At 61.4% G+C, this 15,559-nt stretch carries 16 protein-coding genes; 10 read left to right on the top strand and 6 right to left on the bottom strand.

Annotation, left to right across the window (positions count from 1 at the left end; translation table 11 throughout):
• Positions 1-36: 36 nt before the first annotated feature.
• Positions 37-1,179, top strand: a complete 1,143-nt coding sequence (gene dnaJ / locus FP026_RS13055; protein WP_149635059.1) for a molecular chaperone DnaJ — start codon at positions 37-39, stop codon at positions 1,177-1,179.
• A gap of 103 nt (positions 1,180-1,282) precedes the next feature.
• Here the strand turns inward: dnaJ and FP026_RS13050 are convergent, their stop codons facing one another.
• A complete protein-coding gene (locus FP026_RS13050) occupies positions 1,283-2,086 on the bottom strand; it encodes an APH(3'') family aminoglycoside O-phosphotransferase (protein ID WP_149635058.1) in 804 nt (267 codons plus the stop codon).
• Positions 2,087-2,268: 182 nt separating this feature from the next.
• Here FP026_RS13050 and recF point away from each other — a divergent pair, with 182 nt between their 5' ends.
• Genes recF through FP026_RS13035 form a run of 3 tightly spaced genes read left to right on the top strand, consistent with a single transcriptional unit; the run spans position 2,269 to position 4,679 of the window.
• Positions 2,269-3,396 carry a DNA replication/repair protein RecF gene (gene recF, locus FP026_RS13045; RefSeq protein WP_149635057.1) on the top strand — a complete coding sequence of 376 codons (1,128 nt, stop codon included), beginning with the start codon at positions 2,269-2,271 and terminating at the stop codon, positions 3,394-3,396.
• Between the two features lie 36 nt (positions 3,397-3,432).
• Complete coding sequence (locus FP026_RS13040) at positions 3,433-4,203, top strand: molybdopterin-synthase adenylyltransferase MoeB (RefSeq protein ID WP_149635056.1); 771 nt, start codon at positions 3,433-3,435, stop codon at positions 4,201-4,203.
• Positions 4,200-4,679, top strand: a complete 480-nt coding sequence (locus FP026_RS13035; protein ID WP_149635055.1) for a GNAT family N-acetyltransferase — start codon at positions 4,200-4,202, stop codon at positions 4,677-4,679. Before FP026_RS13040 ends, FP026_RS13035 begins: the two co-directional genes overlap by 4 nt.
• A 129-nt stretch (positions 4,680-4,808) precedes the next feature.
• On the opposite strand, the gene murA is transcribed toward FP026_RS13035, so the two are convergent.
• The gene (gene murA, locus FP026_RS13030) at positions 4,809-6,122 is read right to left on the bottom strand and encodes a UDP-N-acetylglucosamine 1-carboxyvinyltransferase (RefSeq protein WP_149635054.1); all 1,314 of its coding nucleotides are present in this window, start codon (positions 6,120-6,122) and stop codon (positions 4,809-4,811) included.
• A gap of 142 nt (positions 6,123-6,264) precedes the next feature.
• The gene (locus FP026_RS13025; RefSeq protein WP_149635053.1) at positions 6,265-7,266 is read right to left on the bottom strand and encodes a 2-hydroxyacid dehydrogenase; all 1,002 of its coding nucleotides are present in this window, start codon (positions 7,264-7,266) and stop codon (positions 6,265-6,267) included.
• 190 nt (positions 7,267-7,456) lie between these two features.
• On the opposite strand from FP026_RS13025, the gene FP026_RS13020 reads away from it, so the two are divergent.
• Together FP026_RS13020 and FP026_RS13015 are read left to right on the top strand one after the other, a co-directional pair.
• Complete coding sequence (locus tag FP026_RS13020; protein ID WP_149635052.1) at positions 7,457-7,996, top strand: SH3 domain-containing protein; 540 nt, start codon at positions 7,457-7,459, stop codon at positions 7,994-7,996.
• Positions 7,997-8,094: 98 nt separating this feature from the next.
• Positions 8,095-8,694 (top strand): cadmium resistance transporter, encoded by a 600-nt coding sequence (locus tag FP026_RS13015; RefSeq protein ID WP_246665329.1) that lies wholly within the window; start codon positions 8,095-8,097, stop codon positions 8,692-8,694.
• 96 nt (positions 8,695-8,790) lie between these two features.
• Here the strand turns inward: FP026_RS13015 and FP026_RS13010 are convergent, their stop codons facing one another.
• Positions 8,791-9,783, bottom strand: coding sequence for an adenosine kinase (locus FP026_RS13010; protein ID WP_149635050.1), 993 nt, complete (start codon positions 9,781-9,783; stop codon positions 8,791-8,793).
• A 501-nt stretch (positions 9,784-10,284) separates the two neighbouring features.
• Here FP026_RS13010 and FP026_RS13005 point away from each other — a divergent pair.
• The gene (locus FP026_RS13005) at positions 10,285-11,229 is read left to right on the top strand and encodes an AEC family transporter (RefSeq protein ID WP_149635049.1); all 945 of its coding nucleotides are present in this window, start codon (positions 10,285-10,287) and stop codon (positions 11,227-11,229) included.
• A gap of 121 nt (positions 11,230-11,350) precedes the next feature.
• Complete coding sequence (locus FP026_RS13000; RefSeq protein WP_149635048.1) at positions 11,351-12,508, top strand: patatin-like phospholipase family protein; 1,158 nt, start codon at positions 11,351-11,353, stop codon at positions 12,506-12,508.
• Positions 12,509-12,567: 59 nt separating this feature from the next.
• On the opposite strand, the gene FP026_RS12995 is transcribed toward FP026_RS13000, so the two are convergent.
• Complete coding sequence (locus FP026_RS12995) at positions 12,568-13,146, bottom strand: c-type cytochrome (protein WP_149635047.1); 579 nt, start codon at positions 13,144-13,146, stop codon at positions 12,568-12,570.
• Between the two features lie 151 nt (positions 13,147-13,297).
• On the opposite strand from FP026_RS12995, the gene FP026_RS12990 reads away from it, so the two are divergent.
• Positions 13,298-14,053: a 3-deoxy-manno-octulosonate cytidylyltransferase gene (locus FP026_RS12990; RefSeq protein WP_149635046.1), complete on the top strand. Its 756-nt coding sequence runs from the start codon at positions 13,298-13,300 to the stop codon at positions 14,051-14,053.
• 24 nt (positions 14,054-14,077) lie between these two features.
• Complete coding sequence (locus tag FP026_RS12985; protein ID WP_149635045.1) at positions 14,078-14,932, top strand: prephenate dehydratase; 855 nt, start codon at positions 14,078-14,080, stop codon at positions 14,930-14,932.
• Positions 14,933-15,039: 107 nt separating this feature from the next.
• On the opposite strand, the gene FP026_RS12980 is transcribed toward FP026_RS12985, so the two are convergent.
• Positions 15,040-15,438, bottom strand: a complete 399-nt coding sequence (locus tag FP026_RS12980) for a VOC family protein (protein WP_149635044.1) — start codon at positions 15,436-15,438, stop codon at positions 15,040-15,042.
• Positions 15,439-15,559: the final 121 nt, after the last annotated feature.

The following is a 15,559-nucleotide window of genomic DNA, read 5'->3' as shown; positions in this document are numbered from 1 at the left end:
AGCCGGAAATCCATTTCCGGGGTTCTAATCCTTAATATGGCAAAAGCGGATTTTTACGAGACATTGGGCGTCTCAAAAACGGCGGACGAGAAAGAGCTGAAGAGCGCCTTTCGCAAGCTGGCGATGCAATTTCATCCGGACAAGAACCCGGACGACAGCAATGCCGAGCGGAAGTTCAAGGAAATCAACGAAGCCTACGAAACGCTCAAGGATCCGCAGAAGCGCGCAGCCTATGACCGCTATGGCCACGCCGCCTTCGAACATGGCGGCATGGGCGGCGGTGGCTTCGGGGCCGGCTTCGGCGGCGGTGGCTTCTCCGATATTTTCGAGGATATTTTCGGCGAGATGATGGGCGGCGGCCGCTCGCGCGGACGCTCCTCAGGCGGCCGCGAACGTGGCGCCGATCTTCGCTACAATATGGAAATCTCCCTTGAGGAGGCCTTTATCGGCAAAACGGCGCAGATCCGGGTTCCGACCTCGATCACCTGCGATGTCTGTTCCGGCTCGGGCGCCAAACCCGGCACGCAGCCGAAGACCTGCGGCACCTGTCAAGGTTCCGGGCGTGTCCGCGCGGCCCAGGGCTTCTTCTCGGTCGAGCGCACCTGCCCGACCTGCCATGGCCGCGGCCAGATCATTCCCGATCCCTGCACCAAATGTCATGGGCAAGGCCGCGTAACGGAGGAGCGTTCGCTCTCCGTCAATATTCCCTCCGGCATCGAAGACGGTACGCGCATTCGCCTGCAGGGCGAGGGCGAAGCGGGCCTGCGCGGCGGACCGGCGGGCGATCTCTACATCTTCCTCTCCGTCAAGCCGCATGAATTCTTCCAGCGGGATGGTGCCGATCTCTATTGCGCCGTACCGATCTCGATGACGACGGCGGCACTCGGTGGCACCTTCGATGTCGCGACGCTCGACGGCACCAAGTCGCGCGTCACCGTTCCCGAAGGGACGCAGGTCGGCAAGCAGTTCCGCCTGAAGGGCAAAGGCATGCCGGTGCTGCGCTCCAGCCAGGTCGGCGATCTCTATATCCAGATCCAGATCGAGACGCCGCAGAAGCTGACCAAGCGCCAGCGCGAGCTGCTGCAGGAATTCGAGCAGATCTCTTCGAAGGACAACAATCCCGAATCGACGGGCTTCTTCGCCCGCATGAAGGATTTCTTCGATACGTTCAGCGACTGACCTACTGGACTAGGTGGCGAATCAAAAGTGTTTCACATGAATCCGGCCGATCATTCGGCCGGATTTTTTATTTTTAGGGACGAATCACCCGCAATCCAGCGAATCAGCCCCAAGTCAGCGGATCGAGCCGAAGATAGAAGGCGAGCCGCTCGCGATCGGGCTTCGAAATGTCCAGGGTCTCGAAAAGAATGGAGAAGGCCTGTTCGCCCTGAGCTGATGTCGCCCAGATCTCCTCGGCATTGGCAATCATCAGCGCAAGATCGACATAGCGATCCGCCTTCCCGGCCCGGCCGAGATCGATCAAGCCGGTGCATTGCAGGCTATGTGGGTCGACCATGAAATTCGGCATGCAGGCATCGCCATGGCAGAGAACCCCGTCGATGGCCTCCTGAGCGAGCCGCATGGGCAGATCGCGCTCGACGCGATCAAGCAGTTCGCGGGCTGATCTATCCCAATCCTCGGGCGGCAGAAAATCCTGATTCACCGCATCGCGTGTGACCACATCCGCCGCCTTTGCGAACATCAGAGATAGGCTGCGATCAAAGGTACATTGATCCGCGGGCAGCTCGTGAAGAGAGTTCAGTTGCCGCACCATCGACGGCCAGGCTTTCAGCAGCGCATCTCCATCCAACTCAACTGCTGGCACGCCAGGAATGGTGGTCATGACCAAGCACGCGCCTTCCTCCGCCTCGCGCCAGTCGATGACTTCAGGCACGGCAATGCCCTTGCCCTCTAGCCAAAGCAGCCGGTCGCGCTCGCCGGCAAGATCCGCCGACCGGGCTGACGGTGCGATTTTCGCGTAGGCGAGACCATCCTCGCGTCGAAAGACGAGATCCCCCGATTCGCCCGCTTTTACGCGTGTCCAACCGATATGCGTGTGCGCGAGCAATGACTTTGCAAATTCCAATTGATGCGCCCTTCACTCAAAACTTCTCCGAGCATGGCGATATAGGTAGCGCGGTCTGTGAGTGCCAGAGCCCGATTGCAGCCATTACGCCTTCGTCGAGAACGGAGAAAAGCGGCAAAAACCTTGCACTCGCGCGGGGTTCGGCATACCCCTCGCCCATTGATTACGAATCCCAAGGACCGATGCCGAACAAGGTTTCCATCTCGCGCCTGAAGCTTACCGACTTCCGCAACTATGCGGCGGCGGCGCTGACGCTTGACGAGCGGCATGTGGTGCTGACCGGCGACAATGGCGCCGGCAAGACCAATCTCATGGAAGCAGTCTCGCTGCTGTCGCCCGGGCGCGGCCTGCGCCGCGCCGCCTATGCCGATGTCACCCGGGTCAATGCGCCAGGCGGATTTTCGATCTTCGCCGAGCTTGAGGGCATGGAAGGCACTGTCGAGATCGGCACCGGCATCGATACGACCGACGAATCAGCCGCGCGCAGACTTCGAATCAACGGCACGCCGGCCAAGACAGTCGACGAGCTGACCGATCATCTGCGTGTTCTCTGGCTGACGCCGGCCATGGACGGCCTGTTCACCGGCGGCTCCTCAGAGCGCCGCCGCTTCCTCGACCGACTTGTGCTGTCGCTCGATCCTGCCCATGGCCGCCGGGCTAGCGATTTCGAGCGTGCCATGCGCAGCCGCAACAAGCTTTTGTCCGAAAGCCGGTTCGATCCCTCCTGGCTTGCCGGCATCGAGGAACAGATGGCGAGCCTCGGGATCGCCATGGCGATCGCGCGGCAGGAAATGCTCGGCCTTCTCTCGCGGCTGATCGCCGAAACGCGCGAGACCACGCCTTTCCCCTCGGCAGCGCTCGAGCTCTCCGGCTTCCTCGACGGACAGTTTGACCGGCCGGCCGTCGATCTGGAAGACGCCTATGCCGATATGCTGCGCGAAGGGCGTTATCGCGATGCAGCCGCCGGCCGCACGCTGGATGGGCCGCATCGGGCCGATCTTCTGGTTCGGCATCGCGAAAAGGACATGGAGGCGGAGCGCTGCTCGACGGGCGAGCAGAAAGCCCTGCTCGTCGGCCTTATCCTTGCCCATGCGCGTCTGGTCGGCAACCTAACGGGCTATGCGCCGATCCTGCTGCTCGACGAGATCGCCGCCCATCTTGACGAGGGCCGGCGTGGGGCGCTCTTCGATCTCATCGACGGGCTCGGCGGCCAGGCCTTCATGACTGGCACGGACAAGTCCATGTTCTCGGCCCTTGGTGAGCGCGCGCAATTCTTTACCGTGGCGCATGGCGGCATTACGAAATCCTAGCGCCTCCTCCTCCCCGATTGTGGTAGACTCGCGTCCATGGATCTTTTGACCTCAGACGAAATCGCCCGCTATCACCGCCATATCCTTCTGCCGGAGGTCGGCGGCGCCGGCCAGCAGCGATTGAAGGCAGCGCGCGTGCTTGTCATCGGCGCCGGCGGTCTTGGCGCGCCGGTACTGCAATATCTCGCTGCCGCCGGTGTCGGCACGCTTGGCATTGCCGATGACGACCGGGTTTCGCTGTCCAACCTGCAACGGCAGGTCATTCACGATACCGGCACGATCGGTGAGATGAAGACGCAGAGTGCGGCAGACGCCATCGCGCGGCTGAACCCGCATGTGCGTGTCATCCGCTTCGAGGAGCGGTTCAGCGCCGATACCGCCACGCGACACCTTGCCGGCTTCGATCTCGTCATCGATGGCTCGGACAATTTCGACACGCGCTATGCGGCTGCCGATGCGACCGAAGCAGCGCGTTTGCCGCTGGTGACCGGCGCTGTCGGCCGATTCGATGGGTCCGTGACGACGCTGAAGCCTTACGAAAGCGACGCGGACAGCAACCTCAATCCGCGTTATCGGGATCTCTTCCCGGCACCGCCGCCGGAGGGCCTGATTCCGAGCTGCGCGGAAGCGGGCATCATCGGCGCCCTGACCGGCGTCATCGGCACGCTGATGACGATGGAGGCGATCAAGCTCATCACAGGCATCGGCGAACCGCTGATCGGCCGCCTGCTGCTCTATGACGGGCTTTCCTCGCGCTTCGAAACCGTACGCTATCGCCGCAAACGCGCTCGGGTCGCGGCGGAATGAGCGAAATCACGTTTCGTCGCCTTGATGAGGGCTTCGACCGCTGGGATGCGTTGCTGGATCTCATCCTGGCATCCTTCGCCTATATGAACGGACAGATCGATCCTCCCTCCTCCGCGCTTGGCCTGACGCCCGAAACGTTGAAGCTAAAGGCAAGCAGCGAGATCGCTTACGTCGCATTCGAAGGCAAACAGTTAGCCGGTTGCATTTTCTGCCGACCGGAGACGGAAAGTCTTTATGTCGGTAAGCTCGCCGTGCTGCCGACTGCGCAGGGCAAGGGCATCGGCAAACGCCTGCTTGACCTGGCCGAGACAACGGCTCGGGAGCTTGGCCTTAAGACCCTGAGGCTGGAAACGCGGATCGAGCTGATCGGCAACCATGCCACCTTCGCCGCCTGGGGCTTCCGGAAGACTGCCGAAAACCGTCACGCAGGCTTTGATCGGACGACATCGATCGAGATGCGCAAGGCGATAGCCTAGAACATTTCCGCTTTTCTTCGAATCGCGAAAACGCTCTATCCTCTTGTTTTTACGCAGTTCCGGACGCAAAACCGCTTCGCACTTTTGCTGGAATTGCTCTAGCGCATCTTCCGCCGACGTTTGGAGCCTTCACGCCTCGCGGGGCGGGATGCGGGTAATGCGGGCACCCATGGCGTTCAGCCGCTCCTCGATGCGCTCATAGCCACGCTCGATCTGTTGGGCATTGTTGATGACGCTCGTGCCCTCGGCGCACATCGCCGCGATCAGCATCGCCATGCCGGCGCGAATATCCGGGCTTTCGAGCTGGGCGGCTCGCAGCTTGGAGGGGCCGGCGACGATGGCGCGATGCGGATCGCACAATACGATGCGGGCACCCATGGCGATCAGCTTGTCGACGAAGAACATGCGGCTTTCGAACATTTTCTCGAACATCAGCACGACACCATCGCATTGCGAGGCGGTGACGATGGCGATCGACATGGTATCGGCCGGAAAGGCCGGCCAGGGCTGGTCTTCGATCTTCGGAATATGGCCGCCGAAATCAGGCTGGATCTTCATCTCCTGACCGGAGCGGATGATGAGATCGTCGCCATCGATCTGGCAGCGGATGCCGAGGCGCTCGAAGGTCATCAGGGTGGAACGCAGATGCTCGACGCCTGCACGGCGGATGGTGATTTCCGAGCCGGTGACGGCAGCAAGGCCGATCAGTGAGCCAACCTCATTGTGATCGGGGCCGATGCGATGCGATGCACCGCCGAGCCGCTGGCCTCCATGGATGGTCATCATATTGGTGCCGACGCCCTCGATCCGAGCGCCCATGGCAATCAAGAAACGAGCAAGATCCTGCACATGCGGCTCTGAGGCGCAATTGCGCAAGATCGTCGTCCCTTCAGCGAAAACCGCGGCGCAAAGCGCATTTTCCGTTGCCGTCACGGATGGCTCGTCAAGGAAGACATCGGCGCCACGCAGCCCTTCCGTGCGGAAGCTGTAGACGCTGTTGACCTCGATCTTGGTGCCGAGCTGCTCCAGCGCCAGGAAATGCGTATCGACGCGCCGGCGACCGATGATATCGCCGCCGGGCGGCGGCAGGGTGATCTCGCCGCAGCGCGCCAGCATCGGACCGGCAAGCAGGATGGAGGCGCGGATGCGGGCACAGAGATCGGGATCGAGATTGGCGGGCCGAAGCTCCCGCGCTTCAATTTCGAGCTCGTTGCGACCGAGCCAACGCACCTTGGCGCCGACGGATTGGATCAGCTCCACCAGCGCCTCGACATCGCGGATGCGTGGCACGTTGCTGAGCTCGACGCGTTGATCGGTCAGAAGCGATGCGGCGATGATCGGCAATGCGGCGTTCTTGTTGCCGCTCGGCTCGATCTCGCCCGACAGCTTGAAGCCGCCCTCGACCACATATTGAATCCGCTCATGCGGCAGCGCCCGCGCCATGATTTCCGCCCTTCCTGATTTGTGTTTGCGGTCACCTCTGGGCCGACTTTATGACATGCGCATGGCCGGCGAGAGGGAACTGAGATGAAATTTGCAGCCTGGTATTCAGCCCGGTTTCGACGGGCGAATCAGGACGCTTCGATCACCGAAACGGCAGCACGCGATTGGGCGGGCGATGACCGTCGATGAAGGTGCGGATGTTGATGATGACCTTGTCGCCCATGTCGATTCGGCCTTCGAGCGTGGCCGAACTCATATGCGGCAGGATCACCACCTTGCCCTCGTTGGCAAGCTTCACCAGCTTCGGATTGACGGCAGGCTCATTCTCGAACACGTCGAGGCCTGCGCCGGCGATCTTGCCCTCGCGCAGAATCTTGATCAGCGCCGTCTCGTCAATGACGTCGCCGCGCGCCGTATTGACGATGTAGCTCGTCGGCTGCAGCAGCGCCAGGCGGCGCGCCGAGATCAGATGGTAGGTGGCCGGGGTCGAGGGGCAATTGACCGAAACGATATCGACGCGGGCGAGCATCTGGTCGAGGCTGTCCCAATAGGTCGCCTCCAGCTCGTCCTCGGTCGCGGGATTGACGCGCTTGCGATTGTGATAATGGATCGACAGGCCGAAGGCCTTGGCACGGCGGGCGACGGCCGTGCCGATGCGCCCCATGCCGACGATGCCGATGCGCTTGCCGTGGATGCGGCGGCCGAGCATCCAGGTGGGCGACCATCCGGCCCACTCGCCGGGATTATCGGTCAGCACGCGCGCACCTTCCGCCAGACGCCGCGGCACGGCGAGGATGAGCGCCATGGTCATGTCTGCGGTATCTTCGGTCAGCACATTGGGCGTATTGGTGACGGTGATGCCGCGCCGGGCGGCAGCCTCGACATCGATATGATCCGTGCCGTTGGAGAAACTGGCAATGAGCTTCATCTGCGGGCCTGCTTCGTCGATCACCTCTGCGTCGATACGATCGGTGACCGTGGGCACCAGCACATCGACCGATCGGACGGCCTGGATCAGCTCGGCCTTGCTGCGCGGGCGATCGTCGATATTGAGCTCGGCATCGAAGAGTTCGCGCATTCGCGTCTCCACCGCATCCGGCAGTTTGCGCGTGACGTAGACCTTCGGTTTTTTCTTCGTCGTCATGGCGAGCGGCGATGCCTTGTTCAGATGTTCTTAACCAAGAAGCAGGATAATTTTCCCGTTCCGGGCATTTCTACCAGACCCGCAGGCGAAGACAAACAAAACTCGCTGACGCGATCCGGGGATTTGCCGCTCACCGGAGCGAAAGGTTGCCGGAACGGCGCCTTTGTCATGACGAACGAACGGAAATCCCATGCGTGGCAAAGTATTGAAGTCCTGCGCCATTTTCGCAATCGGCCTGATGATGGCCGCTGCGTCAGCGGATCTTGCCGCCGCCCAGGCGGCCAAGGGGCCGAGCGGCCTGCCGCTGCCGCGCTTCGTCACGCTGAAGTCGAAACGCGTCAATCTGCGCATCGGGCCAAGCGCGGATTATGCCGTGTCGTGGCTCTACCTCAAGCAGGGGCTGCCGGTCGAAATCATCCAGGAATATGATAATTGGCGGCGCGTGCGCGATGCCGACGGCACCGAGGGTTGGGTCAACCAGTCGCTGCTGTCGGGCCAGCGCTCGGCGATTGCCGCTCCCTGGATGAAGGGCAAGGGCAAGGCCGTCTTCGTCAACATGCGCCGTGAGTCCCAACCATCCGCCGCCGTCGTCGCCAAGCTTCAGCCCGGCGTGATGATGACCGTCAAGGAATGCACCGGCGACTGGTGCCTCGTCAGCGCCGACGGCACCGAGGGCTGGGTGGCGCAATCCGAGATCTGGGGCGCTTACCCCGGCGAAGCCTTCAAATAACCAAACCCGAATCGTTCCACGATGAATGCAGCCGCGCGATTTTTCCGGCGCAGTGATATATCCGGTATCGCAAAGGGAGAGCGGCGATCTTGGGTTATGTGCTTGGTGTTTTCGGCGTTGCCATCGCCACGTTCGTTTCGACGAACATAGATGACATCTTCGTTCTTCTCGGTTTCTTTGCCGATCCTAAATTCCGCTTGAACCAAATCGTCATCGGTCAATATCTCGGCATCGGCGCGCTCTATGGCTTCAGCGCCGTCGCCTCGCTGCTCGTCCTCGTCATTCCGGCCGCCTATGTCGGCCTGCTCGGCCTTGCTCCGATCTATTTCGGCCTGAGGCGATTGTGGGAGAACTGGAACGGCGTCGAGACGGGAGATGATGCGGAAGATCACCAGAAAGCCTCAGCCGGGCACGGCAATATCGTAGCCGTCGCGCTGGTGACGATTGCCAATGGCGGCGACAATATCAGCATCTACACACCGCTCTTCGCCACCCGCTCCGCTTACGAGATCCTGACCATCGGCTGCATTTTCGCAGCGCTGACGGCTATCTGGCTAGGCGCGGCCCACTCCCTCGTCAATCATCCGAAGCTCGGCGCACCGATCAGGCGATACGGACACAGGGTCGTGCCATTCGTCCTGATCGCGCTCGGCATCCTCATCCTCTATGAAGCGGGAACTGCCACACTCTTTCGGTGAGAGGCCCTTTGGCAGCTTCATTAGCAAAAGCCGCCCAGCGATTTGCTGAAGGCGGCTTCCATGATCTGCAGATTAGGAATCTGAAGACGACTTCGGTCAGAGCAGCCCGAATTCCCTGGCGGCTTCCGAGAGCGACCGCATCGGCCGCGGGCCGATCTGCTCGATGACGATAGCCGCGGCAAGGTTGCCGAGCTTGCCGCAATCTTCCAGGCTACGGCCCTGCGTATAGCCGAACAGGAAACCGGCGGCGAAAAGATCGCCCGCACCGGTCGTATCAACGCGCTCCTCGATCGGGTGGGCATCGACCACATAGCGTTCATTGCCGCGCACGATGACGGCGCCGTCCTTGCCTGTCGTCACGGCCGCAATCTTGCAATCGGCTGATATCAGCGTCAGTGCCTTCTCGAAATCATCGGTCTCGTACAACGACAAGGCCTCGTCGCGGTTGGCGAAGACGATATCGACGGTGCCGGAACGCATCAGGTCAAGGAATTCGTGCCGATAGCGGCCGACGCAGAAGCTGTCGGACAGTGTCATCGACATTTCCCGGCCATTGGCGTGGGCAATGCGGGCGCAGTCGCGGATAGCTTCCTTGGCGCGCGGTGGATCCCAAAGATAGCCTTCGAAATAGGTCACCTTGGCATCGGCGACGACCCCTTCCTCGACGTCTTCAGGCCCAAGTTCGACACAGGCGCCGAGATAGGTGTTCATCGAGCGTTCGCCATCCTCGGTGACGAAGATCATCGAACGGGCGGTCGGCGGGAAGGTCCCCTTCGCCTTGGTTTCGTAATGCACGCCCTGGGCGCGGATATCATGCGCGAAGATCTGGCCGAGCTGGTCTTCGGCGACCTTGCCGAAATAGGCTGCTTTACCGCCGAAATTCGCGACACCTGCCGCCGTGTTGCCGGCACTGCCGCCCGAGGCTTCCAGAGCCGGGCCCATGCGCGAATAAAGCAGCTCGGCGCGCTCGGCGTCTATGAGGTTCATAGCGGCTTTGGTGATCGTGTTGTCGATCAGGAACTGATCGTCGCAACGGGCGATAATGTCGACGATGGCGTTGCCGACGGTCAGTACATCGAAGCGAGTCATCTATTGGAGGATCCCGGTATTGGTGATAGCCGGTATCCGGTATTATCGGTTTTTCCGAAGTTTGGAAGAAAAATCAGCGCCGCCGCGGCCAACTAAATCCCGATCAGTCATTTGCCTGTCACTTTCTATCTCTAAATGCTTATCTAGCGGCTGGGATGGGAAGCTCACAAGGCTTCCGAGCCAGTCTGGGAAGGAATGATGCCTTCCGCCTCACCGGTACGCGGGCCGACCACGGATGAACTGGCGGCATGTGCACCGGGGGGATTTTCCGGCGGGGCCGGACACACAAGCGGGCATTGCCCGCTTTTTTGTTTTTACGGGTTCTCACGCGTCCAGCGCGTCGCGATCTTTCAGATTCGCTCCCTGCGCTTTAAGCTCTTGATTTTGCGCATGTCATCGTCGCAAAACCGCTGCACACTTTTGCGCGACATGCTTTGAGCAAGCTGCTACAACTCCCGGATCGCCCTTCCCGAGCCACGATTTTCACGGCCCTCGCCTGGCATGTCCGAAATCCTCACCGATGTCCTTCCGGTCTTCCTGCTCATTCTCGTCGGCTGGGTCATCGTACGCACCGGCCTGTTGAAAGCGGAGGTCGGCGAGGCGATGAGCGAGTTCGTCTTCAAGGTCGCCGTGCCGCTCTTGCTGTTCCAGACCATCGCCGAGGCGAATTTTCGCGGCGCTTCACCCTTTCGGCTATGGATCGCCTATTTCTCCGGTGTCGCCGTCACATGGACTGCCGGCCATATCGTTGCAACGCGGATGTTCGGGCGGGATGCACGCATCGGCGTGCTTGCCGGCGTCTCATCCGCCTTCGCCAATACGATTTTCATCGGCCTGCCGCTGGTGGGACGCACTGTCGGGCCGGACGGCGTCATGGCGATGTCGATCCTGATTGCCGTGCACCTGCCGACCATGATGATCGCCGGCACGCTGTTGATGGAACAGGCCGAGCGCAAGGAGAATGCCGGCGCCGGCCGCAGCGCCGGCGAATTGCTACGGCAGGTCGGCAGGAACCTGGTGCGCAATCCGCTTGTCATCGGGCTTTTCTGCGGCCTCGTCGTTCACCTCACAGGCATTCCCATCCCCGCGACGCTCGGCACCGTGGTCGACAGCATCGCCAACATCGCTGGCCCGGCGGCGCTGATCTCGCTCGGCATGGCGCTGCGCCAATACGGGCTGTCGGGCAATCTCGGCATCACCAGCGTGATTGCCAGCTTCAAGCTGCTTCTGCTGCCCGCCTGCGTGCTGGCGGCCGGTTTTCTGCTCGGGCTCAGCCCGGAATGGCGGGCAGCACTCGTGCTCACTGCCGCCGTTCCCACAGGTGTGAACGCATGGCTGATTGCCAATCGCTTCGGCGTCGGTCACAGTCTCGCCGCCTCGACGATTACCTTGACGACAGCGCTCGGGGCATTCTCGGTGTCGCTCTGGGCCTATCTGCTCGCCTAGCGCCGGTCCGGACGCGCCGATTCGCAATGGCATCTCTCCGCATTCGGGGAAGCAGGCAGGAAAATGGTCATAGTTTTGCGCATCCCGGCCTTCCCACCCGGAGCGCAGCAAAGGATGGCACATGAATATTGCAGCTCCGCTTACCAATCCAGCGTCCGCCTATTCGCAGAAAGTTTTCGTGCTGCAGGGCGGCGGCGCGCTCGGCTCTTATCAGGCCGGCGCCTTTCAGGCGCTCAGAGAACAGAATATCGAACCGGACTGGATCGCCGGCATCTCGATCGGCGCCATCAACGCCTCCATAATGGCCGGCAACGTGCCGGGCGAGCGGCTTGAGAAGCTGCGCTCCTTCTGGAACAAGGTCACCATCCAGCTTCCCGTGGACCTCCTGATGGAGCGACAGCGAGAGACGAACCCTTTCTATCGCACCGTCAGCAGCTGGTGGGTATCGACCTTCGGCGTGCCCGGTTTCTTCTCCCCCTGGCAACTCCCGGCATGGTTTCAAGCGCGCGGCTCGGCGGGTGCCACCAGCGTCTACGATACCGAACAGTTGCGCCAGACGCTGCTCGATCATGTCGATTTCGACCGGATCAACCATGGTCCGGTGCGCCTCAGCCTCGGCGCGGTCAACGTGCGCACCGGCAACTTCGCTTTCTTCGACAACCGGGATATCAGAATAGCGCCCGAGCACGTCATGGCGAGCGGCGCGCTGCCGCCCGGCTTTCCGGCGATCAAGATCGGCGGTGAGTATTATTGGGATGGCGGCCTCGTCTCGAATACGCCGCTCACCTACGTGCTGCGCAACGGCGCCGCGATCGACACGGTCGTCTTTCAGGTCGATCTCTTCAGCGCCGTCGGGCCGCTGCCTCAGGATCTGGAGGAGGTGGAGGAACGGCGCAAGGACATCACCTATTCGAGCCGCACCCGGCTCAATACCGATCTCTTTCTGGAGCGCCATCGCCTGCGTCGCGCGATATCGGAGCTTTATGCCCGACTTCCCGAAGAGGCCAAGGCCGATCCGGAAATCAGCAAGCTGGAGCAGCATTGCTCCGATTACGGCGTCACCATCATTCACCTGATCTATCGCAACAAGCAGTTTCGCTCGCATTCGAAGGACTACGAGTTTTCGGCGCTATCGATGCATGAGCATTGGGAGGCCGGCTTGCGCGATGCCCGCAAGGCGCTGGCCGCGGAAGACTGGCGCATTCCTCCGAGTGCCGTGGATGGTCTCAAAGTCTTCGACCTTGATCAGAGGACGAGATCACGCCGCCATTCGGTCTGAACAGCAACACGAAAACCCGGCTCTGACGGCCGGGTTTTCAATCCATCATTCAGATTATCTCAGTTCGTGGCGGCCGGTGCGTTCGGATCCGGCAACGGCACCTGCGTATCGGCGAGCGTGCGCAGATAGGCGATCACGTTGGCGCGGTCCTCTTCCTTCGGCAGGCCGGCAAAGCCCATAGCCGTGCCGGCGACGAACTTCTTCGGAGCCGCGAGGAAGTGGTAGAGATGATCGTAGGTCCACTTTTCCGAGCCGCCCTTGGAAAAATCCTTCATGCCGGCCGAATAGGCAAAGCCCTCATGCTCGGCGACAGGGCGGTCGACGATAGCCCAGAGATCAGGACCGACCTTGTTCGGTCCACCCTTTTCTCCCGAATGACAGGCCTGACACTTCTTGAAGATGGCTTCGCCGGCCTTGGCGTCAGCCTTCTGCAGCAGCTGGGCGATCGGCGTTTCCGCCTTGGCGGCCGCACCCTTGTCACCGCCCGCAGCCGGTTCTTCGGTCGCAACAATGGCGAAACCGGGCTTTTCCGGCGTCTCTGAATGGAAAATAAATCCTGACGCGAGCGACACGGACTTCAACACGAACAGCGTGGCCAAAAGCGCCCCGACACCCATGTTCACGTAGGATGAATTCATCTGCTATGCTCCCCTCGCCGCCAGCATCCTCCGCCGGCCCATCTTGAATTCGCGCGAAACCTATGTCTTTTGGCTGTTTCTTGCAACTCTGTAAACGGCCTCCACAGTGAGACGTTTTGACACTTTTCCCTCGGGAATAGAAGGCCCAACAATGACTGATTCAAATTTAGACAAGACGCTGGTCCTCATTCCCGCCCGCATGGCCTCCACGCGCCTGCCGGGCAAGCCGCTCGCCGATATTTGCGGCCTGCCCATGATCGTACAGGTTGCCAAGCGTGCGCGCGAGGCGGCGATCGGTCGCATCGTCGTCGCCGTCGACCATGCGGATACCTATGCCGCGGTCGTCAATGCCGGCTTCGACGTCGTCATGACGCGCACCGACCATCAATCCGGCTCGGACCGCATCTACGAGGCGCTTCAGGCCGTCGACCCCGAAGGCCGCGCCGAAATCGTCGTCAACGTGCAGGGCGACCTGCCAACGATCGATCCCGACACCATCCGCGCCTCGCTGCGCCCGCTCGAAAACCCGGCCGTCGACATCGCTACGCTGACCGTCGAGATCAAGGACGAGGAAGAAAAAACCGCACCGAGCGTCGTCAAGGTCATAGGCTCGCCGATCTCGGAGAGCCGCCTGCGCGCCCTCTACTTCACCCGCGCCACCGCGCCCTATGGCAAGGGGCCGCTCTATCATCACATCGGCCTGTACGCCTACCGCCGAGCCGCGCTGGAAAAATTCGTCAAGGCCGGCCCGTCGCCGCTGGAACTGCGCGAATCGCTGGAGCAGTTGCGGGCGCTCGAAGCCGGCATGCGCATCGATGTCGAGATCGTTGACACGGTTCCGCTCGGTGTCGATACTCCCGCCGACCTCGAAAAGGCCAGACGCATCCTCTCCGCCGCCTCTCTTTGACGGCAGTCCTCCAAAGGCAGTTCCATGATCAGCAAGACCAACAAGATCTCGTTCCAGGGCGACTACGGCGCCAATTCCGACATGGCCAGCCGCGACATGTTCCCGACCATGGAGCCCTTGCCCTGCCAGACCTTCGAGGATGCCTTTTCCGCCATCGACAACGGCGAGGCCGATCTCGGCATGATTCCGATCGAAAACACGATCGCCGGTCGTGTTGCCGACATTCATCATCTGCTGCCGGAATCGCGCCTGCATATCGTCGGCGAATATTTCATGCCGATCCGCTTCCAGCTGATGGTGCTGCCGGGGGTCAAGAAGGAAGAGATCCGCACCGTGCACAGCCACATCCACGCGCTCGGCCAATGCCGCAACATCGTGCGCGCCAATGGCTGGAAGCCGGTCATCGCCGGCGACACGGCAGGTGCGGCCAAGCTGGTGCAGGAAACCGGTGACCGCAGCATGGCGGCGCTGGCGCCGCGGCTTGCAGCCGATCTCTATGGCCTCGAGATCATCGCCGAGAATGTCGAGGACACCGAAGACAACATGACGCGCTTCGTCGTCCTGTCGCGCGACGAGAACTGGGCTGAGCGCAGCTCGCCGGACGAGAAGATCGTCACCACCTTCGTCTTCAACGTCCGCAACATTCCGGCCGCCCTCTACAAGGCGCTCGGCGGCTTCGCCACCAACGGCATCAACATGACAAAGCTGGAAAGCTACCAGCTCGGCGGCCGTTTTGTCGCAACGCAGTTCTATGCCGACATCGAGGGCCATCCCTCCGATGCGCATGTGCGCCGCGCGCTGGAAGAACTGCGCTTCTTCTCCGAAAAGGTCCGCATTCTCGGCGTCTACAAGGGCCATCCGACGCGGGGCGATCTTTAACATCCGGCGCGAACCCGGGCCACCTCCTGGTGAGGTGCGGAGCTCGAAGAGCGAAGCCTCGAACCACGAGGGCCGATAACAGTATCCTTGTGACTTCCAACCGCTAGCTATTCTGCGGCCTTGGTAACGACCTCGATGCGATGCCCGTCCGGATCGATGACGAAGGCGGCGAAATAATTCGGCCCGTAATGAGGTCGAAGACCTGGTGCGCCATTGTCCTTGCCACCATGAGCCAATGCGGCCTTATGAAAGAGGACGACGGCCTCGCGGCCCGGCGCGGCAAAGGCGAGATGGAAGCCTGGGCCTGGCGCATGAGCCTCCCTGCCCCTCAGTTTGATGGCGAACTTATCGCCTCCACCCAGAGGACCGTATCCGATCGCCTGGCCGGGATCGCCTGGGTTCAAGTCTTCCCAGACCCTGACATAGCCGAGCGGCGCGAAGGCGGCGTCGTAGAACGCGGCGGATTTTTCGATATTCGACACGCCAAATGAGATGTGATGTAGCAATTGGCCCTCCTTTGGCTCCAAGTGTATCGATCAGTTTCTTTTGCAAACGCTGGAAGTCAATGCGGACGATTGGCATGACTGCATGGCAAGCCACTTTGATGAAACGATCTCCGGCGTTCGC

The organism is Martinezella tropici (genome assembly GCF_008370325.1).
GTDB lineage: Bacteria > Pseudomonadota > Alphaproteobacteria > Rhizobiales > Rhizobiaceae > Rhizobium > Rhizobium tropici_B.
Note: the sequence above shows the minus strand (reverse complement) of the source record. Positions and strands in the feature narration are given on the sequence as shown.

Bases quoted from the DNA above. Each gene is read 5' to 3' on its own strand.
- dnaJ (WP_149635059.1), top strand. From the start codon at position 37: ATGGCAAAAGCGGATTTTTACGAGACATTGGGCGTCTCAAAAACGGCG.
- recF (WP_149635057.1), top strand. From the start codon at position 2,269: ATGCCGAACAAGGTTTCCATCTCGCGCCTGAAGCTTACCGACTTCCGC.
- FP026_RS13040 (WP_149635056.1), top strand. From the start codon at position 3,433: ATGGATCTTTTGACCTCAGACGAAATCGCCCGCTATCACCGCCATATC.
- FP026_RS13035 (WP_149635055.1), top strand. From the start codon at position 4,200: ATGAGCGAAATCACGTTTCGTCGCCTTGATGAGGGCTTCGACCGCTGG.
- murA (WP_149635054.1), bottom strand. From the start codon at position 6,122: ATGGCGCGGGCGCTGCCGCATGAGCGGATTCAATATGTGGTCGAGGGC.
- FP026_RS13025 (WP_149635053.1), bottom strand. From the start codon at position 7,266: ATGACGACGAAGAAAAAACCGAAGGTCTACGTCACGCGCAAACTGCCG.
- FP026_RS13020 (WP_149635052.1), top strand. From the start codon at position 7,457: ATGCGTGGCAAAGTATTGAAGTCCTGCGCCATTTTCGCAATCGGCCTG.
- FP026_RS13010 (WP_149635050.1), bottom strand. From the start codon at position 9,783: ATGACTCGCTTCGATGTACTGACCGTCGGCAACGCCATCGTCGACATT.
- FP026_RS13005 (WP_149635049.1), top strand. From the start codon at position 10,285: ATGTCCGAAATCCTCACCGATGTCCTTCCGGTCTTCCTGCTCATTCTC.
- FP026_RS13000 (WP_149635048.1), top strand. From the start codon at position 11,351: ATGAATATTGCAGCTCCGCTTACCAATCCAGCGTCCGCCTATTCGCAG.
- FP026_RS12995 (WP_149635047.1), bottom strand. From the start codon at position 13,146: ATGAATTCATCCTACGTGAACATGGGTGTCGGGGCGCTTTTGGCCACG.
- FP026_RS12990 (WP_149635046.1), top strand. From the start codon at position 13,298: ATGACTGATTCAAATTTAGACAAGACGCTGGTCCTCATTCCCGCCCGC.
- FP026_RS12985 (WP_149635045.1), top strand. From the start codon at position 14,078: ATGATCAGCAAGACCAACAAGATCTCGTTCCAGGGCGACTACGGCGCC.